This is a genomic window from Pseudomonas sp. EpS/L25 (genome assembly GCF_001512295.1).
Taxonomy (GTDB): domain Bacteria; phylum Pseudomonadota; class Gammaproteobacteria; order Pseudomonadales; family Pseudomonadaceae; genus Chryseomonas.
On record NZ_LNUP01000011.1, the window covers coordinates 664,691 to 683,229 of the forward strand.

Here is an 18,539-nt window from a genome sequence, read left to right on the forward strand (position 1 = left end):
CCTGGATCACAGATCGAGCTCCAGACGGTCGGTGCCAGCCGCCGGCACCGCGCAGCACAGCAGCGCCTCTTCGGCTGTGACCCGCGCCGCCGGTTCCCACGCATAGGTGACGGCACCGCCGAGCAGTCGCGTCCGGCAGCTGCCGCAATGGCCCTCGCGGCAGCTGAAGGCAGGGTCGAGGCCACGGGCTTCGGCCAGTTCCAGCAGCGAGCCCGTCGCGGGCGTCCAGCGCGCTTCCTTGAGCGAGGCGGTGAAGACCACCGGCACGCTGTCCGTGGCCACGGCCGGACGCTCGGGCGCCACCGCTCCCGGAGGGAGACTGCGGCGCAGCGCCGCCGGGCCGAAGGCTTCGGCATGGATGCGCGCGTCCTCGATGCCGTAGCCGCGCAGGCCGTCGTAGAGTGCCTGGGCGAAGGCCGCCGGGCCGCAGAGGTAGAAGGCGTGATCGCCGAAGGGCAGGAAGCGGCCCAGCACGCCCACGTCGATCCGCCCGGCCACCTCGTAGTCGGTATCCGCCATGGCCCCGCGGGTATCGCTCAGCGCCCGCACCAGGCGCACCGAGCCCCCGGCGGCGGCTACCAATTCGGCCAGCTCCGCCTCGAAGGCGCGCTCGGTCTTCGAACGGGCGCCGTAGAAGAGGGTGATCCGGCGCTGGCGCTGGGTCCGGCGTCCTTCGTGGACCAGGTGCCTGAGCATCGCCAGCAGCGGGGTGATACCGATGCCCGCAGCCAGCAGTACCAGGGACCGGTCGGCTGGCGCCGCCAGGGTGAAGTCCCCCGCCGGCGGGCGCGTGTCGAGCAGATCGCCTTCGCGCAGCTGGTCATGCAGCCAGGTGGACACCAGACCCTCGCGCTTGACGCTGATGCGGTAGTGTCCATCGGCCGGCGCGCTGGAGAGGCTGTAGCTGCGCAACGCCGGGGCCTCGCCGGCGGCCGGGATGAGGCGTACCGGCAGGAACTGGCCGGCCTGGGCGGGTGGCAAGGCGGTGCCGTCCGCCGCGCCGAGGTGGAAGGAGCGGATGGTGGCGCTCTCCTCGACGACGCGGATGACGCGCAAGGGACGCCAGCGGTTGCCGAGTTCCCGGCTCAGCAGACGCTCGCGCGCCTGCGCCCAGCTGCCGGTCAGTTGGCTGCTGTCCGACTCACCCCCGGCCCGCGCCCGCCAGCGCAGGGTCAGGGCGGCGCGACGCCGGACGAGACGTTGCGGGCGAAAGGTCCAAAGGCGCTCGGCGCCCTCGAAGGCGGCGATTTCCGGCGCGTCGAACAGCACCTCGGCCAGGCCACTGAGCTGCAGCAGGTCGCCGCTCTGGTCGTCGACGAACAGCAGCCCGGCCTGGCCGTTGACGGCGATGTTGCCCAGGGTGTTGAAGAACAGGTTGCCGTTGAAGTCGGGAATGGTCAGCACGCCCTCAGCGTCCACCCGGACGAAGCCCGGCTTGCCGCCGCGGTGGGAGACGTCAACCCGGCGGCGCCCCTCCTGCTCGGCATAGGAGGCGACGAAGAAGGTATCGGCTCCCTCGATCAATTGCCGTGCAGCCTCGTCCAGCGCCCTGAGGTGTTCGGCGGCCGGGGTGTTCGCCGTATCTGGCGGTTGGGGGGGTTGCAGGTCGCGCAGCTGGATGTAGCTCGGACAGTTGCCGAAGCTCTGGTCGACGGTCACCCGCAGTCCCTGGGGCGTCAGCTCGACCTCGCCGTTGACGCGGTTGCGGCGCCGGGTGTGCAGCTCGATGCCCAGCAATCCCACGGCCGCACCATCCGCCAGGCCCGCACCGGCCGGATCGCCTGCCGGTAGGCCGGCCGCGATGTCCAGCCGCGTCGGGGTCGGTGCGTTGACGAAGCCCGGCGCACCTTCCAGGAGCGTCGCCCAGGCCGCGCCGGTCACGTCCACGCTACCCAGCACCAGGAAGGGCAACTGCTGGTAGAAGGCGCGGTGCTGGTCGGGCATGAAGCTACGGATCACCCGCGGGCCGACCTCGGCCATCCGCTCGCGGACGCCGACGCGCTCCTGCAGGGCGGTTTCGCCGGGGTGCCAGGTGGGCAGCGCGTTCAGTGGCGTGCTCATCGACGGTGTTCCTCACGGTGGGGAAGGCGGGTGATCCGGCCGGCTCAGGCGCGCAGACCGGCAGCCGTCTGTGGGAAGGCCACGAAGCCCGGCAGTGCCTCCACACGCTGCAGGAAGGCGCGCACGGCGGCGTAGGGCGCCAGGTCCACGTTGCCTTCCGGTGCCCCGGCCAGGTAGCTGTAGAGGGCGACGTCGGCGATGGTCGGATGATCGGCGGCCAGCCAGTCGCGGTGGGCGAGATGATCTTCCAGCCGCTTCAGCAGGACCTGGGCACGGGCGATGACCTCCTCGGCATTCAGACGAGCGCCGAATACCGTGATCAGCCGCGCCGCTGCCGGACCATAGGCCAGTTCGCCCGCGGCCACCGACAACCAGCGTTGGACGGCGGCGGCCCCGGCCGGGTCTTCCGGCAGCCAGTCGGTGCGGCCCAGTTTCTTCGCCAGGTAGACGAGGATGGCATTGGAATCGGCGACGACCACGCCGTCGTCCTCCAGCACCGGCACCTGGCCGAAGGGGTTGAGGGCGAGGAACGCCGGGGTGCGGTGCTCGCCGGCCGCGAGGTCGACCTCGACGAGTTCGGGCGCGAGCCCCAGCAACGAGGCGAACAGCACGGCGCGATGGGCATGACCGGACAACGGAAGATGGTAGATCTTCATGATCCAACTCCTGGCAGGCATCGGGCCGAGGGTGGTCCCGATTCGTGCTACCAGCTTGGGATCAGAGCGCTTTCGTGGGAATCGGCCTTCTCGTCAGTTCAGCATTCCGCAAAATGGAATGACGCGACAGATGACCTTGCGTAAGCCGCGCTTACTTCTCTTACAAAAGCACAGATGGCCTAAGCCTACGCCTACGATGGTGTCGGCAACCCCCTGGATCAGCAAGCGACCACGGCCGAACTGGACCCGAGCCGCTGGCGTTACAACGCCTTCAACCAACTGGTCAGCCGCAACGGCATCGGCTACCGCTACGACAAGGACGGCCACCTGCTCGAACAGGGAACCCTCCAAAGCGATGGCACCCTGGGCCAGGGCAGCGCCAGCCCCTACAACAAAGCATCTAATCCTAGCGTGCATCCTGATGATGGCCCGGCGATTCAGATGGACCCATGGGACTATAAAATGACTAGTAGTTATGGGGGCGGACCGGACGCAAAAAACTACAGGAATGACATTAAGAATCTGATTGACTCTGGTGACGTGCAATCAGCAATGACAAAAGAAATTATGGATGTACGTAACGCTGCTAGGTTGGGTTCTGGGGATGGCACAAAATACAACGGGCTATAGGGCAGATGTTGAATTATGCAAAATCTAAAGGATGGCTAAGCAAATGATGATGAAAGATTTAGATGTGTTGAGTTACGAAAAGGTTGGGCCTTGTTATTTCAATAAAACCTCTTCTATGGAGTTTGTCGATTTGTTTGGAAAGCCTCTTGGTAGCAGATTTTTGAAATGGGGTAGTCAAAACTTAGAGCTCCATTATGAGGGCGTTATTGCCAGGTTTGAAAAAGAAAGTGGCCTATTTTGTGATATTACTTTTTTTAGGGATTTCCTGCCTGGTTTTTCGCTCAATGGCGTTTTGTTTTATCGGGAGGATGATGTTTTGTTAAAACTTTGTGAGATGGACAGTAAGCCGATGGAAGAGTTGGGCTTTGTTTGTTTTTATTCATTGGGTGTCATGATCTCTGATGCGGAAAGAGATGGCTCTTTCGCTTCAATAAATTTTTGCAATAAGGTTCCTGAGTGTAATGGTGACGCAAAACCTTTTGCCTATAAGGTTGGTTAAATATTTTGGTATCTTGGCCGTTTTGCGGGCTTTTATTTTTGGTTTGGCGTGAGCTGTATTGCATAGCTTTTATATTTCTAATTTAGAGGTTCGATGAGGATGTTTTATGAGTAGGCAATGGATTGCAGCACTACTAACCCTCTGGTGCCTAAGTGTCCATGCAGAAGACCAACTCTGCTCTGTGGTCCTGATCGAGATCACCTAGGAGGCGACCTTCGAGCGTCAGGGGTTCGAAGCTACGATGCGGATCAACAACGGCCTCGATTCGGTGGTCCTGAGTCAGCTCAGAATTTAGGTGCCATATATTGAGGTTGGTCGTGAAATACAGGTCCGGAGAAGAAGTTAAGGTCGGCGATAAAGTAAGAATAGGGAGTGCTAACCTTGGTGTGGTGGTTGGGGTGATTGAAGACGGTTCTTATGCTCAAGGGTATCAAATAAGTGATTGGTCATATCTTGAGGTTGGGTTGCTTGTGGTTTCAAGACGTTATGGTTTGTTTCATTATCCGGAATTTGATGATGAAATTGATTTTCTTGCAAGGGCTGTATGATCTTGCCATTTGGTAATGGGTGTTTTGTATGCGGCGTGGGCTATTTTTTCTGAGATTGTAGTTCAAGACTCTAGTGGGATCGGCTGGCGCGAAAATTAAATAACCTTGTCGGGTTTGGGCGAAAAAATGATGAAGCAATGGATTGCAGCACTATTGACCCTCTGGTGCCTGGGCGCCCACGCAGAAGACCAACTCTGCGCCGTGGTCCTGATCGAGATCGCCCAGGAGGCGACCTTCGAGCGTCAGGGGTTCGAAGCCACGATGCGGATCAACAACGGCCTCGACTCGGTGGCCTTGAGTCAACTCAAGATCCAGGTCTCCTTCGAGGATGATTCCGGGCATGTGGTCAAGGCCAGTTCCGATCCAGACGCGACCGATGCCAGCTTCTTCATTCGCTGGACGACAGCCAGAACGTCGATTCCATCCAGTCGGGCGCCGATGGTGCCCTGACCAATGGCGTGATTGCCGCCAAGGCCAGCGGGGTGTTGCGCTGGGTGATCATCCCCACCGCCGGCGCGGCGAGTACCAGCCTGGGCGGCAAGCGCTACAACGTGGGCGCCAGCCTGAGCTACAACGCCGGCGGCAAGGTCGAGTCCCTGTCCGTAGCGCCCGACACCATCACCGTGAAACCCCAGCCGCAACTGACGCTGGACTACTTCCTGACCAAGGAAATCATCGCCGACGATGCCTTCACGTCGGTGATCGAGCCGCCGGAGCCCTATACCCTGGGTATCCGCATTCGCAACAGTGGTCGCGCCGCTGCCCAGAGCGTGAAGCTGGAGTCCAGCCAGCCCCACATCGTCGGTAACGACATGGGGCTGGCCATCAACTTCAAGATCACCCAGAGCTTCGTCGACGAGGCGCCCGCGGCACCGACCCTGCTGCTGGATTTCGGCACCATCGCCCCCAGCCGTAATCGCGTGGGACGCTGGCTGATGGAAAGCTCCCTCTCCGGGCGTTTCATCGATTTTTCCGCCTCCTAAGGAGCGGTGTATCGGCGTCAATGCTTCGATATTTCAGACATCGTTTCGCGGATTCAGCCGCAAGCGAAGGCCAACACCCGCCCCAGCATGGCATCGCAGCCATCCAGCTGCGCCTGGGTGATGAATTCGTCCGGCTTGTGCCCCTGGGCCATGCTGCCGGGGCCGCAGACCACGGTGGGAATGCCGGCCGCGGCGAACAGACCCCCTTCGGTACCGAAGGCCACCGTGCCGAAGTCGCGGGAGCCACAGAATTGCGCGACCCATTCGGCCGCCTCGCTTTCGACGGCGGTATCCAGACCGGGATAGTTGGAGAGCTCGGTGAAATTCACGGCGCTCTGGTCGCTGATGGCGCGCATGGCCGGCAGCAGCGTCGCTTCGGCATAGTCCCGCAGCTGGTGGATCACCTGGTACGGGTCCTGGGCGGGCAGGGTGCGGATCTCGAAGTCGAAGGCGCAAGCCTGGGGCACGATGTTCAGCGCCTGGCCCCCGCCGATCAGCCCGGTCTGCACCGTGGAGAAGGGCGGATCGAAACGGGCGTCCCGTCGCTCCGGTACCTTGAGGGCCTCGCTCAACCGGCCGAGTTCGACGACCAGGTGGGCGGCGTACTCCACGGCGTTGACCCCCCTGGGCGCATAGGCCGAATGACAGGCCGCGCCGTGCACCTGGCAGCGCATGGCCACCTTGCCCTTGTGGCCGAGCACGGGCTTGAGTTCGGTGGGCTCGCCGATGAGGCACAGCAGCGGCTTGACCGGACGCTGCGCCAGCTGGTCGAGCAGGCTGCGTACCCCCAGGCAGCCCACCTCTTCGTCGTAGGACAGCGCCAGGTGCAGCGGGCGACGCAGGGGGGCGCGGACGGCCTGGGGCACCAGGGCCAGCAGGCAGGCCAGATAGCCCTTCATGTCGGCGGTGCCACGGCCATAGAGCCTGCCTTCTTCTTCACTGAGTTCGAAGGCGGGCCGGGTCCAGGCCTGGCCGTCTACCGGCACCACGTCGGTATGCCCGGAGAGCACGATGCCCGGGACGTCCGCCGGTCCCAGGGTGGCGAATAGATTGGCCTTGGTGCCCTCGGCGTTGTAGATCAGCTCATAGGGCACGCCGAAGCCGTCCAGGTAGCCGGCGACGAAGTCGATCAGCGCCAGGTTCGACTCGCGACTGATGGTGTCGAAGGCCACCAGCCGGGCCAGCAGTTCACGGCTGGCGCTCATCGGTCGTCTCCCGGTACGCCGTAGCCGGGGGCGAGATCCGGGCGTACCGCGCGGTCGAGGTAGTCCTGCAATTGCGGCTCATAGGCGCGCCACAGGGCTGCCAGTCCACCGATGGGGTCCGTCTCGGCCCAGTCGACGCGCAGATTGACGATGGGCCAGCTGGGCTCGCCGACCACCAACAGCGCCGCCGAATGCACCGGACCGGCCTCGCCACCGGCGGCCAGCGCCGCCTGCATGGCCAGCAGCAGGCGCTCGGCGAGGGCGCCCTGGGTGCTTTCGAAATTCTCCACCAGCGCATCCACCACCGCCGGGCTCGCCAGCATATTGCCGGCGCCCACGCAATTCAGGCCGCTACGGGCCTGGTGCACGCCCAGGGTGTGGGCACCGCTGTGGTGGGCACTGCGGCCTTGGGCGTCGATGACGGTCACCTGGCGATACTCGGCGTAGTCGTCGCCGGCCAGGCTCTGGGCCAGGGCCGCCTCGGGTGTCAGACCTTGAGCCAGTCCATCCAGGGTGCGCGGCCCCAGGGCCGGCAGGGTGATGTTCTGCGAGCTGACCGCGCCGACACCGGGCTGCAGCCAGGGGCAGCGGGCACCCACGGCGATGCTCGAAGAGCTGATGGCGATGCCGAACTGGCCGGTCTCGGCGCAGCGGGCGGTGAGGGAGAAGGTCATGGCGGGGCCTCAGTCGGGAATGACGGCGATGACGTCGATTTCCATCAGCCACTGGGGCTGCCCCAGGGCCGACACGACCAGGCCGGTGGAGATGGGGAAGACGCCCTTGAGCCACTTGCCGACCTCCTGGTACACCGGCTCGCGGTAGCGCGGATCGATGAGATAGGTAGTGGTCTTGACGATATGGCTGAGGTCGCTGCCGGCTTCTTCCAGCAGTTGCTTGACGTTCTTCATGGCCTGTTCGGCCTGGGCCCGGGGGTCACCCAGCCCGACCAGGTTGCCCTCGAAGTCGGTACCCACCTGGCCGCGCACATAGACGGTATTGCCGGCGCGCACGGCCTGGCAGAGGTCGTTGTCCAGGGTCTGGTTGGGGTAGGTGTCCTTGGTGTTGAACATGCGGATACGGGTGTGGGTCGGGGTGGCCATGGTGGGCTCCTGGTCTCGAAAGGGGTTCAGGCGGTGCGCGACTGCTGGGGGTGGGCAGTCGTCTCGACGCTGGGACGGTAGTCCTGGTAGCGCCGGTGGATGGCGATCTGGTCGGCCACATGGCGCGCGTCGTGCCAGCAGCCCCAGATGAAGGCCGAGCCGCGGCGGCTGAGCCAGGGCAGGCCGACGAAGTAGATGCCCGGCTCGGCACCGACCCCGCGCTGATGCCTGGGCTTGCCGTTGTCGCCGAAGGTATCCACCTGCAGCCAACTGAAGTCGGTGGCGTAGCCCGTGGCCCAGATCACCGAGGTGACGCCGGCGGCCTTCAGGTCCAGCTCCTCGAGCGGTTCGCGGATGCAGGCGGCGTCCGCCACGCGCTCGCGGGCGGCGGGTTCTTCGGGCAGGTCGAGACCGTGGCGGGCGGCATAGGCGTCGGCGGCGTCGAGCAGGGCGAGGTAGTTGGCATCGCCGGCGTCGAGATTCTGGTTGAGGTCCGGGCGGAAGCGCACCACACCGTCGACGAAGGTGTCGGTGAGGCCAACCAGGGTCATGCCGGCCTGGGCCAGGCGGCGGAAGTCCACGGTGTGGCCGCCACGGGCGCCGCTGACGGCGATGGTCACGTGCTCGCGGCCCGGCTGCATGGTCTCGGTGTCCCAGAGGCCGAGCACGCCCAGCCACCAGCAGAAGTCACGCCCGCGATAGGCCCGTGGCGGCCGGTCGTGCGGGCCGACGGAGAGATAGACGCGCTTGCCGGCGTGCAGCAATTCCTCGGCGATCTGCACCCCCGAGGAGCCGGCGCCGACCACCAGCACCGCGCCGTCCGGCAGTTGCTGCGGGTTGAAGTACTGCGCGGAATGGATCTGGTAGAGCCCCTCGTCCTTGGGCGCGATGGCTGGGATGACCGGCTTCTGGAAGGGCCCGGTAGCCACCACCACGCGCTGCGCGCTCAGGCTGCCCGCGGAGGTCTCGACCAGGAAACCGCCCTGGCCCTCCTGACGGCATACCCGGGTGACGACGACACCGGTGCGGATGGGCGCGCCGATCTGCCGGGCGTAGGTCTCGAAATAGGCGGCGATCTCGTCCTTGCCGGGGAAACCATCCGGCGGCGTCTGGAATTCCAGGCCGGGGAAGCGATCGTGCCAGGCCGGGCCGTTGGCGACCAGGGAATCCCAGCGACCGGTGCGCCAGGCTTCGGCGATGCGGTTCTTTTCCAGCACCAGGTGTTCGATGCCCAGGCGGCCCAGGTGCTCGCTCATGGCGACGCCGGCTTGGCCAGCACCTATCACCAAGGTATCGATAGCGGTCGGTAAGGTGGACATGAGGGTACCCTTCGGCCGCTCCATGGGGCACGGCCGTCATCTAAGCAGTAGGAAAGCGAAGCGCGAACGTCTTAGGCGGGCGTTCGTGTCGCGGTGGTCAATCCAGCACGGAGGGGTCCTGCTGAATCATCAGTTCTTTCATCTCGGCGAAGTGCTGCTCGGAGAAGTCGGTGATGCCTTCCCAGGCCCGGGCGGTCTTCTCGGCGACTTCGTCGGACAGCACCTTGAGCGGCTGGCCGGTGGACCAGGCGGTGACCAGGATCTGGCAGGCGCGCTCCAGGGTCCAGATGTCGTCGAAGGCCTGGCCGATGGTGGGGGCGATCACCATGACGCCATGATTGCCCATCAGCAGCCGCTGCTTGCCGTCCAGCAGACTGGCCAGGCGCGCACCCTCGGCCTCGGTATCGGCCATGCCACCGTAGAGTTCGTCCACCGCGATGCGATTGAAGTAGCGTGCGGTGTTCTGGTCGATGGGCGGCACCTCGGGCTTGGCCAAGCAGGCCACCGCCGTGGTATGGACCGGGTGCAGGTGCAGCACTACCCCCGCCTCCGGCAAGCGGCGGTGGATCTGCCCGTGGATCGACCAGGCGGTACTGTCCACGTCGGGCCGCTCGGCGCCCAGGGGATCGTCCGCGTCCAGCAGCAGTAGGTCGCTGGCGCGGATGCGCGAGAAGTGCTTCCACTTGGGATTGATCAGGAAGCGCTTGCCGTCGGCGGAGACGGCGGCGCTGAAGTGGTTGGCGACGGCTTCGTGCATGCCGAGGTGGGCGATGACGCGAAAGGTCGCCGCCAGATTGATGCGCAGCCGTTCCTCGTGAGAAAGTGCCATGGTCGTGACTCCGGAAGGCTCAGGGCTTGGGCATCAGGGCGGCGATGTCCGCCTCGGTGGGCGCCTGGAAGTTGTATTTCTTCAGCAGGGCGGCGTACTCCGGGGTGGCGCTGTACTGCTTGAGCGCGTCCACCAGGGCGGTCTTGACCGCGTCGTTGCCCTTCTTCACGCCGAAGCCGTTGAGCACCGGATAGATCAGGGTATCCGAGGAGATCACCACGCGATTGCCCAGCTTCTCCACCAGGCCGCGGGCTACGGCGGCGTCGGTGATCTGCGCCTCGACGGCCTTGGACAGCAGCGCCTGGGTGGTCTGGGGATCGGTGCCGTATTCGCTCACGGCGATGGGCTTGAGGCCGTTCTTCACGCAGTACTCGTCGGACAGCTTGTGCAACTGCTGCAGCCAGGAGGTGGCGCCCATGGAACCGATCTTGTGGCCGCAGAAGTCTTCCGGTTTCTTGGGCTGATAGTTGCTGCCCTTGAGCGCGATGATCGATTCGCCGCTCTTCAGGTAGGGGATCATGTCGATCACCTTGAGGCGGTCCGCGGTGATGTACATGGACGAGTTGGTGATGTCGAAGCGCCCGCCCTGCAGACCGGTGATCAGGTTGGGGAAGCGGGTGTCCAGCGTTTCCACGGTGCGCCCCATGATCTTCGCCAGGCCGTCGACGAATTCGATGTCGAAACCCGCCGGCTTGTTGTCCTGCACGTATTCGTAGGGGAAGAAGGTCAGGTCGGAACCGGCGACCAGCTTGCCTGGCTGCAGGAAGTCGGCTGAGGCCAGGCTGGAAGCCAGGGCCAGGGTGACGCCCAGTACGGCGGTGGAGAGGATTCGAATCGAGGCGCTGCTGAATCTTTGCATGGCGGTGCTCCTTGAGGGGTAGGAAAGATCAAACGGCGGCCTGGTCGAGCCCGGCCTGTTGGACGAAGAAGGAGGCGCCGCGCGGTTTCTGCGGCAGGCGTACGCTGTTGGCCACGCTGCGCACCAGGCCGCTTTCCTGGCCGGCTACCAGCATCCCGGCGTGCTCGCTAGGCAGCGGGTTCTCGCCGAAGGGCAGGGCGTCCTCGGCGGCGTAGACGGCGATGAACAGGGTGCGCGGCAGCTCGGTCTGGTTGGGGCTGGAGGCGTGCAACAGGCGGGTGTGCATGAAGCATACCGAGCCGGCGGGGCCGAAGCAGGCCACGGGATCGCCACAGTGCTCGGCCACCACGCCGTCGTCGACCGCCCCGGTGAAGCGGCCGTCCTGCCAGTGCGACCACAGCGGGCCCTTGTGGCTGCCGGGGATGACCGTGAGCGGACCGTTTTCCGGAGTCACCTCGCTCACCATCAGCAGCGCGGTGACCACGTCGTCGTTGCTGTGCGGGGTGAAGAGGAAATCCTGGTGCCATTTCACCTGGGTGGCGGTGTGCGGCAGCTTCGAGTTGATCTTGCTGTGGTGGAAGCGGGTGCCGCTGCCGCCGATCAGTTGGGCCGCGACCTGGGCCATGCGCGAGGTGAAGGCGACCTGGCGATAGGCCGGGGAGATCTCGGTCGGCGAGTTGACCCGGCGCAGGGACGGGTGATCGGGCCGATGGTCCAGTTCCACGTCGAAGCGCGCCCGGCCATCCTGGGTCTCGCCCCAGGCCTCGGCGTGGCTGCGGCTGTCTTCCACCCAGCGCTCGAAATCGTGCTGCAGGGCGGCGATCTCCTCGGCCGTCAGCAGGTTCTCGACCACCAGGTAACCGTTCTGGTGGAAACTATCCAATTGCGCTTGCTCGATCATCTCTGTTCTCCGGAAGCCAGGGTGGGGGTCAAGCCAGGGACACGTCCTTGAGGAAGGCCTCGACACGCGGATGCTGGCCGTTACGCAGTACCTGGGGCGCGTCGTCGCAGACCACGCGACCCTTTTCCATGAAGACGATGCGGTCAGAGACCTTGAAGGCGAAGTTCATCTCGTGGGTGACGATCACCATGGTGATGCCCTCGTTGGCCAGGGCCTCGATCACCTGCAGCACCTCGTTGACCTTCTCCGGGTCCAGCGCCGAGGTGGGCTCGTCGAACAGCATGATCTGCGGCCGCATCATCAATGCCCGGGCAATGGCCACGCGCTGCTGCTGGCCGCCGGACAGCTGGTGCGGATACTTCCAGGCATGGTCGAGCATCCCGACCTTGTGGAGCAGGGCATAGGCCTGCTGCTTGAGCGCCGCGGGGGTATCCAGGCGGTGGTAGCGGGGGGCGAGCAGCAGGTTGTCCAGCACCGTGAGGTGGGGGAAGAGATTGAAGCTCTGGAACACCATGCCGATGTCCAGGCGATGCTCGGCGTGTTCGATGAAGCGTGGCTTCTGGGCGCCGTCCTTGCGCAGGTGGATGAAGGGCTGGCCGTTGATGCGGATCTCGCCGTTGTCCAGTTGCTCCAGGCCGTTGAGCAGGCGGATCAGGGTGGTCTTGCCGGAGCCCGAGGGGCCGATCACCGAGACCACTTCGCCGGGCTGGATCTGCAGGTCGACCGAGCCCAGCACCTCGACGTCGTTGTAGGCCTTGTGCAGGCGGGCGGCCTGCAGCGCCGGGGTGGCGGCGTCCCACTGCGGCTTGGCGCTGGCGCTGGCGGTGGAGGCCTGGGTGGCCAGGGCCAGCACCTGCTCATCGGGGATGCGCACCACCTTGCGCTGGGTGACGTCGAGGAAGCGCTCCAGGCGTTTGAGCAGGAAGTCGAAGAGGGTGACGATCAGCACGTAGTAGAAGGCCACCGCCACCATGGTCTCCATGACCAGGAAATTCTGCGAATACAGGCGCTGGCCGACCATCAGGATCTCGGTGAGGGAGATCACCGAGACCAGCGAGCTGAGCTTGACGATGGAGATGTATTCGTTGGCCAGCGAGGGCAGGGCCACGCGCAGCGCCTGGGGAATGACGATGCGCCACTGGGTGCCGAGAAAGCGCAGCCCCAGGGCACGGGCCGCCTCACCCTGGCCCTTGGGGATCGACAGCAGGCCACCGCGGTGGATCTCGGCGACATAGGCCGTCTCGCTGATAACCAGGCCGATCAGCCCGGCCCAGAAGGGATCGGCCAGTACCACCGAGGTAGCCGGCACCGCCTGGGGCAGGTTGTAGATGAAGATCAGCAGCACCAGCAGTGGCACGCTGCGGAAGAACCAGATGTAACCGCGGGAGGGAAGGCTGAGCGCCGGATACCGTGACTGTTTTGCCAGGGCGATGAAGAAGCCCAGGGCAATACTGATGATCCAGGTGAGGGTGCTGAGTTTGATGACCGTCCAGGTTGCCAGCCAGAATTGAGTGTCGCCGATGAGGCTGAACATGTAGTTCCAGTCGAAAGTCATGGGAGCCAACCTGTCGCCATTTCAAGGAAAATGCGCACTTTCGAAGTGTTCGCACTGTTGCCGAGAACAGAATTGGCGTCCGCCAGACTTACCGTCAATTAACAAATTACGGGGCGTTGCTTAGGTTTTTCCTAAGTAGGAAGAGGCAGCATTTTGTTCTGCGCGATATACGCCCCAAGGCAGGGCAAGATGCAATCGCAGGGGCACGAAGTGAGGTCTTTTGGTGCGTTTTACTGCCGGAGAGCACCGCCATTGCTTGCCTGCTGCCGAAGGCACGGAACCGGGAAAGACGGGCCTTGGAGCCTAGCCGCAGGGAGTGGCATGGCTTTCGCTTCGATAACTGCTTCTATGCAGAGAAGTAGTCTGCAAAGTTTTATCCTATGGATGCGTCATGACTCGTTTCACCCTGAGGCAGCTTCGCTATTTTGTCGCGGTAGTCGAGGAAGACAGCATCGTCGAGGCGGCGCGGCAACTGCACATTTCCCAGCCATCCATTTCCGTGGCCATCAAGAATCTCGAAGAAAGTTTCGAGCAGAAGTTGTTCATCCGCCATCATGCCCAGGGCGTATCTCTTACCGCTAGCGGTCGCCGGCTGTACGAGAAGGCCAAGGAGCTGCTGCGGCTGTCCTACGAGCTGGAGCAGAACGCCCGGGCCGAGAACGAGATGGTCTCGGGCACCGTGGCCATCGGTTGTTTCGAATCGGCGGCGCCGCTCTACCTCCCCAAGCTGGTCGCCGGCTTCAAGCGGCTCTATCCCGAGATCACCATCCAGCTGCACGACGGCGAGCAGCACGAACTCATGCACGGCGTGCACCGTGGTCGCTTCGACCTGGTGTTCCTCTACGATCTGGAGTTGGGCGACTCCATCACCAAGGAAAAACTCAACGCTCCGCACAAGCCCTATGCGCTGCTGCCCGCCGCCCACCCCCTGGCGGGCAAGAAGGCCGTGACCCTCAAGGAGCTCAGCCGCGAACCCATGATCCTGCTGGATGTGGTGCCCAGTCGTAACTACTTCATCGACATCTTCAAGGAGAAGGGCTACCACCCCACGGTGGCCTACAGCTCGCCCTCCATCGAGATGGTGCGCTGCATGGTGGGGCAGGGCCTGGGCTTCTCCGTGCTGGTCACCCGGCCGACGACGGACATCACCTACGACGGCAAGCGCCTGGCCCAGGTCAACATCCACGACGACATGCCGGCCTCCACCTTCATCATGGCCTACCTGCGCAACAACGAACCGAGCAAGGCGACGCGGCTGTTCATGGACTATTGCCGTGAGATTGACCTTTCCCCGCTGCCGGCGGAGAGCCTGGCGCGCTGAAACTCATGCAGGCCCTTTCCCCTCTTCCAGGCGAAAGGGCAGGGTAGACGGTTTCCGGGGTGGTCCTCGATGCGCCATGTAAAGTAGAATCAATATCATCTAGATATCATCGACCAGGTAGCACCGGGCATGAGTGACATGGCTGGCGAGTCCTCCCGCACCCTTCAGGCCCTCTATCGCGACCATAGCGGCTGGCTGCAGGCCTGGTTGCGGCGGCGGTTGGGCAGCGAATGGGACGCGGCCGATCTCAGCCAGGAGACCTTCCTGCGTCTGCTGCGCAATCCCGAGATGCTTGGTGAGTTGCAGGAGCCGCGGGCCTATCTGGTGACCATAGGCAAGCGTCTGCTGATCAACTTCCAGCGTCGACGCAGCCTGGAGCAGGCCTACCTCGACGCCCTGGCGGAACTGCCCGAAGCCTGCGCGCCCTCGCCCGAGGAGCGTTGGGTACTGCTGGAAACCCTGCAGGCCCTCGATGAGCTGCTCGACGGCCTGCCCGCGACGGTGCGCCATGCCTTCCTGCTCAGCCAGCTCGAAGGCCTGACCTATCGCGAGATCGCCGAGCGCCTGGGGCTCTCCGAGCGCACCGTCAAGAGATACATGGCACAGGCCTACGAGCATTGCCTGCTGGCGGAGCTGTGCTGAACGCCGCCCAGGACCGCCGGCGGGCGGCGATCCGCGAGGCGGCGGGCTGGCTGGCGCTGCTGGAATCCGGTGCCGCGGGTGAGCGCGAACACCAGCAGCTGCAGGAGTGGCGCGAGGGCCATGCCGAGCACGAGCGGGCCTGGCAGGCGGCCCTGGCGCTGCAGCAGCGTTTTTCCGCGGTGCCGTCACGGCTGGCCATGGCCAGCCTGCAGCCGCCCAGCCAGGGGCGTCGCACCGCCCTGCGCCAGTTGCTCGGCCTGGCGCTGGTGGTGCCCACCGGCTGGTGGCTGGCACGGACCCTGCCGCTGGCTGCCTGGAGCGCCGATGTGTCCACCGCCACGGGGGAACGGCGCAGCCTGACCCTGGCCGACGGCAGCCTGTTGCAACTCAATACGGCGAGCGCCGTGGACCTGGACGAAGCGCACCGACACCTACGGCTGGTCCGCGGTGAAGTCTCGCTGCAGGTCCCCGACAGCCACGCCATGACCCTGGATACCGGATTCGGCGTGGTGACGGTGCGCCAGGCCGAGGTCTGCGTGCACCAGCACGACGAGGGCTGTGATGTGCGCGTGGTTGGCGGCAGCGTCGGCGTGCAACCGCTGCATGGCCCCTGGCTGGAGCTGGGCAAGGGCCAGCAGCTGCGTCTGAGCGAGCTGGGTGTCGGCGCCATCGAGCCGTTTGCCGCGACCCTGCTGAGCTGGCGCCAGGGCGTCCTGATCGCGCAGGACCAGCCGCTGGGCGAGTTCCTGCACGAATTCAGCCGCTATCGCCCGGGCCTGCTGCGCTGGGATCCGGCGGTGGCCCATCTGCGGGTCACCGGCAGTTTCCAGCTGGCCGACAGCGACCGCGTACTGACGCTGCTGGCTGCCACCCTGCCACTGGAATTGCAGTGGCGTACCCGCTTCTGGGTCACCCTGGTGCCGCGTCCGCCCGCCGCCTGAAAAAAGCCTGTCCCCTTTTTCCGCCTCGTCGGTCATTACGAGTACAGGACACTCAACAGGAGGGGATTCGATGGTGGCGTTGGTATTGCGTCCGTTGCTGCGCACGGGCTTGCTGGTGGCGTTGAGCGGTACTCCCTGGTGGATCGGTTCGGCCTGGGCCCAGGAGGCGGCCCGCCGGCACTACGAGATTCCGGCGGGCAGTCTCGCCCAGGCATTGACCCGCTTCGCCGCGGAATCCGGGGTCAACCTGGCGGTCGACCCGGGCCTGGTGGGCAATCGCAACAGCGCCGGCCTCAACGGCGACTACGGCGTGGAGGAGGGGTTCAGCCGCCTGCTGGCCGGCTCGGGGCTGCGGCTGCAGCCGCTGGGCGAGCGCGACTTCACCCTGGCGCCGGCATCGCAGGAGAGCGGCGTCAAGGAGCTGGCCAGCACCGCCATCGTCGCCACCAGCCTGCAGGCGGACGATGCCCCCTATGCCGGTGGCCAGGTCGCGCGCCAGGGCTCCCAGGGGTTGCTGGGCAATCGCGACTTCATGGACACGCCCTTCAGCCAGACGTCCTACACCGCCCAGACCGTGCAGAATCTCCAGGCCCGCACCCTCACCGACCTGATCGCCAGCGATCCCTCGGTGCGCTCCACCAATCCGGCGGGCGGCCGCTTCGAGCAGTTCACCATCCGCGGTTTCAGCCTGTTCAACAGCGACGTGGCCTACAACGGTCTCTATGGCGTGCTGCCGACCTATTCCATCGACATGGAGATGGCCGAGCGAGTCGACATCCTCAAGGGGCCGAGCCAGTTGCTCAACGGCATCTCTCCGCGCGGCAGCGTCGGCGGTGGTATCAACGTGGTGCCCAAGCGCGCCACCGACCAGCCCATCACCGAATTCACCGGCAGCTATGCCTCCGATAGCCAGGTCGGCGGGGCGGTGGACATCGGTCGCCGTTTCGGCGAGGACAACCGCTACGGCGTGCGCTTCAATGGCGTCAAGCAAGCGGGCGACACCACCTGGGATCACCAGAGTGTCGACCGCCAGATGGGCGTGCTCGGCCTGGACTATCGCGTGGAACGCCTGCGCCTGGGGCTGGACCTGGGCCACATCGAGCGCGATACCGACGCGCCCCAGGAGCGGGTGCTGGTTGGCGCCAATGCCCGGGTGCCCGATGCCGATGACGTGCGCCACAACTATGCCCAGCGCTGGACCCGCGCCCAGACCAGGGACACCTTCGGCGCCCTGCGTGGCGAATTCGACGTCGACGATTCGCTAATGGTCTACGGCGCCGTGGGCGCGCGCCGCAGCGATCACGACTTCCTGCGCCACAACGTTTCCATCACCAACGACGCCGGCGACTTCACCGTCCAGCCGCGCGACTTCACCCGCGACGAGAATGTGCGCACCGCCAACGTCGGCGCGCGCAAATGGCTGCAGACCGGGCCGGTCAGCCACGAACTCAACGTCAGCGCCGACTACTTCTACATGGACTTCGAGAACGGCGGCGGTCGCTACGCCAGCGGGCCGAGCAACCTCTACGACCCCCGGGACCTGCCCGCGCCGGGCGTGCGCACCCGGTCCGATGCCAAGGACTACACCGAGAACCGCTTCAGTGGCGTGGCCCTGGCCGACACCCTGGGCTTCTTCGACGACCGCCTACTGGTCACCCTCGGCGCCCGCTGGCAGCGGGTCAAGGTGGACGACTGGTCCGACGGCGTGAAGCAGCCCACCGCCTACGACGAGGAAAAGATCTCTCCTTCCGCGGGCGTGCTGTTCAAGGCCACCGAGCGGCTGTCGCTCTATGCCAACTACATGGAGGGACTCAGCCAGGGCAAGATCGCGCCGTCCACCGCGGTGAACGAGGACCAGATCTTCCCGCCCTTCATCAGCCGCCAGGCGGAGGTGGGCGCCAAGTACGACTTCGGCGCCGTGGCCGTGACCGCGAGTGCCTTCCGTATCAAGCAGCCGGCCTACGAGACCAATGCCACCAGTCGCGTCTTCGGGCCAAACGGCAAGCGCGTCAACGACGGGGTGGAGCTTAGCGTGTTCGGCGAACCGCTGGCGGGCTTCCGCGTACTCGGCGGCCTGATGTACATCGACAGCGAACTCAAGGACACGGTAGGCGGTACCTTCGATGGCAACCGTGCCCCGGCCACGCCCAGGCTCAATGCCAACCTCGGCGCCGAACTGGACATCCCGGCGGTGCCGGGCCTGACTCTGACCGGACGGGGGATCTATACCAGCTCCCAGTACCTGGACCAGGCCAACAGCAAGGAAATCGACGCCTGGCACCGCTTCGACGTGGGCGCGCGCTATGCCTTCAAGATCGACGCCACCCGCGTGACCTTGCGGGCTTCGGTGGAAAACGTGATGAACGAGCGCTACTGGGCCTCGGCCGGCGCCTCGGACGACAGCGAGCCGGGCCTGACGCTCTCCACGCCGCGGACCCTGGTCCTCTCGACCAGCGTGGCGTTCTGAACGCCTTGATGGTGTACGGCGCT

At 65.0% G+C, this 18,539-nt stretch carries 18 protein-coding genes; 8 read left to right on the forward strand and 10 right to left on the reverse strand.

Annotated elements, in window-relative coordinates; translation table 11 throughout:
• Window positions 1–6: 6 nt before the first annotated feature.
• Window positions 7–2,061 carry a 2Fe-2S iron-sulfur cluster-binding protein gene (locus AR540_RS12070; RefSeq protein WP_059229214.1) on the reverse strand — a complete coding sequence of 685 codons (2,055 nt, stop codon included), beginning with the start codon at window positions 2,059–2,061 and terminating at the stop codon, window positions 7–9.
• A 44-nt stretch (window positions 2,062–2,105) separates the two neighbouring features.
• A complete protein-coding gene (locus tag AR540_RS12075; protein ID WP_059229217.1) occupies window positions 2,106–2,717 on the reverse strand; it encodes a glutathione S-transferase family protein in 612 nt (203 codons plus the stop codon).
• A 673-nt stretch (window positions 2,718–3,390) separates the two neighbouring features.
• On the opposite strand from AR540_RS12075, the gene AR540_RS25390 reads away from it, so the two are divergent.
• The 4 genes from AR540_RS25390 (at window position 3,391) to AR540_RS12090 (ending at window position 5,377) form a co-directional block, all read left to right on the forward strand.
• A complete protein-coding gene (locus AR540_RS25390; RefSeq protein WP_153014224.1) occupies window positions 3,391–3,846 on the forward strand; it encodes a hypothetical protein in 456 nt (151 codons plus the stop codon).
• A 317-nt stretch (window positions 3,847–4,163) separates the two neighbouring features.
• Entirely contained in the window at window positions 4,164–4,394 is a 231-nt protein-coding gene (locus AR540_RS25395) for a hypothetical protein (RefSeq protein ID WP_153014225.1), read from the forward strand.
• A 126-nt stretch (window positions 4,395–4,520) separates the two neighbouring features.
• Complete coding sequence (locus AR540_RS12085; protein WP_153014226.1) at window positions 4,521–4,844, forward strand: hypothetical protein; 324 nt, start codon at window positions 4,521–4,523, stop codon at window positions 4,842–4,844.
• 8 nt (window positions 4,845–4,852) lie between these two features.
• Window positions 4,853–5,377, forward strand: coding sequence for a hypothetical protein (locus AR540_RS12090; protein WP_059229222.1), 525 nt, complete (start codon window positions 4,853–4,855; stop codon window positions 5,375–5,377).
• A gap of 53 nt (window positions 5,378–5,430) precedes the next feature.
• On the opposite strand, the gene argE is transcribed toward AR540_RS12090, so the two are convergent.
• The 8 genes from argE to AR540_RS12130 form a co-directional block, all read right to left on the reverse strand.
• The gene (argE, locus tag AR540_RS12095; RefSeq protein ID WP_059229224.1) at window positions 5,431–6,582 is read right to left on the reverse strand and encodes an acetylornithine deacetylase; all 1,152 of its coding nucleotides are present in this window, start codon (window positions 6,580–6,582) and stop codon (window positions 5,431–5,433) included.
• Entirely contained in the window at window positions 6,579–7,256 is a 678-nt protein-coding gene (locus AR540_RS12100; RefSeq protein WP_059229226.1) for a DUF1028 domain-containing protein, read from the reverse strand. The genes argE and AR540_RS12100 overlap by 4 nt, the downstream gene beginning before the upstream one ends.
• A 9-nt stretch (window positions 7,257–7,265) precedes the next feature.
• The gene (locus AR540_RS12105; RefSeq protein WP_058763000.1) at window positions 7,266–7,682 is read right to left on the reverse strand and encodes a RidA family protein; all 417 of its coding nucleotides are present in this window, start codon (window positions 7,680–7,682) and stop codon (window positions 7,266–7,268) included.
• 26 nt (window positions 7,683–7,708) lie between these two features.
• Window positions 7,709–9,001 (reverse strand): flavin-containing monooxygenase, encoded by a 1,293-nt coding sequence (locus AR540_RS12110; protein ID WP_059229228.1) that lies wholly within the window; start codon window positions 8,999–9,001, stop codon window positions 7,709–7,711.
• 97 nt (window positions 9,002–9,098) lie between these two features.
• Window positions 9,099–9,830: a class II aldolase and adducin N-terminal domain-containing protein gene (locus AR540_RS12115; RefSeq protein WP_059229230.1), complete on the reverse strand. Its 732-nt coding sequence runs from the start codon at window positions 9,828–9,830 to the stop codon at window positions 9,099–9,101.
• Window positions 9,831–9,849: 19 nt separating this feature from the next.
• Complete coding sequence (locus AR540_RS12120; protein ID WP_059229232.1) at window positions 9,850–10,689, reverse strand: ABC transporter substrate-binding protein; 840 nt, start codon at window positions 10,687–10,689, stop codon at window positions 9,850–9,852.
• 28 nt (window positions 10,690–10,717) lie between these two features.
• Complete coding sequence (locus AR540_RS12125; RefSeq protein WP_059229234.1) at window positions 10,718–11,590, reverse strand: phytanoyl-CoA dioxygenase family protein; 873 nt, start codon at window positions 11,588–11,590, stop codon at window positions 10,718–10,720.
• 28 nt (window positions 11,591–11,618) lie between these two features.
• The gene (locus tag AR540_RS12130; protein WP_059229236.1) at window positions 11,619–13,145 is read right to left on the reverse strand and encodes an amino acid ABC transporter permease/ATP-binding protein; all 1,527 of its coding nucleotides are present in this window, start codon (window positions 13,143–13,145) and stop codon (window positions 11,619–11,621) included.
• Window positions 13,146–13,536: 391 nt separating this feature from the next.
• Between AR540_RS12130 and AR540_RS12135 the strand changes: the two genes are divergently transcribed.
• The 4 genes from AR540_RS12135 (at window position 13,537) to AR540_RS12150 (ending at window position 18,516) form a co-directional block, all read left to right on the forward strand.
• Window positions 13,537–14,466: a LysR family transcriptional regulator gene (locus tag AR540_RS12135; protein ID WP_059229238.1), complete on the forward strand. Its 930-nt coding sequence runs from the start codon at window positions 13,537–13,539 to the stop codon at window positions 14,464–14,466.
• Window positions 14,467–14,595: 129 nt separating this feature from the next.
• Window positions 14,596–15,108: a sigma-70 family RNA polymerase sigma factor gene (locus AR540_RS12140; protein WP_059229241.1), complete on the forward strand. Its 513-nt coding sequence runs from the start codon at window positions 14,596–14,598 to the stop codon at window positions 15,106–15,108.
• On the forward strand, window positions 15,105–16,049 hold the full coding sequence (locus tag AR540_RS12145; protein WP_442963789.1) for a FecR domain-containing protein: 945 nt from the start codon (window positions 15,105–15,107) through the stop codon (window positions 16,047–16,049). The genes AR540_RS12140 and AR540_RS12145 overlap by 4 nt, the downstream gene beginning before the upstream one ends.
• Window positions 16,050–16,119: 70 nt before the next feature.
• The gene (locus AR540_RS12150; RefSeq protein WP_059229245.1) at window positions 16,120–18,516 is read left to right on the forward strand and encodes a TonB-dependent receptor; all 2,397 of its coding nucleotides are present in this window, start codon (window positions 16,120–16,122) and stop codon (window positions 18,514–18,516) included.
• Window positions 18,517–18,539: the final 23 nt, after the last annotated feature.

Excerpts from the sequence above, each read along its gene's own strand:
- AR540_RS12070 (WP_059229214.1), bottom strand. The coding sequence starts at position 2,061 with ATGAGCACGCCACTGAACGCGCTGCCCACCTGGCACCCCGGCGAAACC.
- AR540_RS12075 (WP_059229217.1), bottom strand. The coding sequence starts at position 2,717 with ATGAAGATCTACCATCTTCCGTTGTCCGGTCATGCCCATCGCGCCGTG.
- AR540_RS25390 (WP_153014224.1), top strand. The coding sequence starts at position 3,391 with ATGATGATGAAAGATTTAGATGTGTTGAGTTACGAAAAGGTTGGGCCT.
- AR540_RS12085 (WP_153014226.1), top strand. The coding sequence starts at position 4,521 with ATGATGAAGCAATGGATTGCAGCACTATTGACCCTCTGGTGCCTGGGC.
- argE (WP_059229224.1), bottom strand. The coding sequence starts at position 6,582 with ATGAGCGCCAGCCGTGAACTGCTGGCCCGGCTGGTGGCCTTCGACACC.
- AR540_RS12100 (WP_059229226.1), bottom strand. The coding sequence starts at position 7,256 with ATGACCTTCTCCCTCACCGCCCGCTGCGCCGAGACCGGCCAGTTCGGC.
- AR540_RS12105 (WP_058763000.1), bottom strand. The coding sequence starts at position 7,682 with ATGGCCACCCCGACCCACACCCGTATCCGCATGTTCAACACCAAGGAC.
- AR540_RS12110 (WP_059229228.1), bottom strand. The coding sequence starts at position 9,001 with ATGTCCACCTTACCGACCGCTATCGATACCTTGGTGATAGGTGCTGGC.
- AR540_RS12115 (WP_059229230.1), bottom strand. The coding sequence starts at position 9,830 with ATGGCACTTTCTCACGAGGAACGGCTGCGCATCAATCTGGCGGCGACC.
- AR540_RS12120 (WP_059229232.1), bottom strand. The coding sequence starts at position 10,689 with ATGCAAAGATTCAGCAGCGCCTCGATTCGAATCCTCTCCACCGCCGTA.
- AR540_RS12125 (WP_059229234.1), bottom strand. The coding sequence starts at position 11,590 with ATGATCGAGCAAGCGCAATTGGATAGTTTCCACCAGAACGGTTACCTG.
- AR540_RS12130 (WP_059229236.1), bottom strand. The coding sequence starts at position 13,145 with ATGACTTTCGACTGGAACTACATGTTCAGCCTCATCGGCGACACTCAA.
- AR540_RS12135 (WP_059229238.1), top strand. The coding sequence starts at position 13,537 with ATGACTCGTTTCACCCTGAGGCAGCTTCGCTATTTTGTCGCGGTAGTC.
- AR540_RS12140 (WP_059229241.1), top strand. The coding sequence starts at position 14,596 with ATGAGTGACATGGCTGGCGAGTCCTCCCGCACCCTTCAGGCCCTCTAT.
- AR540_RS12150 (WP_059229245.1), top strand. The coding sequence starts at position 16,120 with ATGGTGGCGTTGGTATTGCGTCCGTTGCTGCGCACGGGCTTGCTGGTG.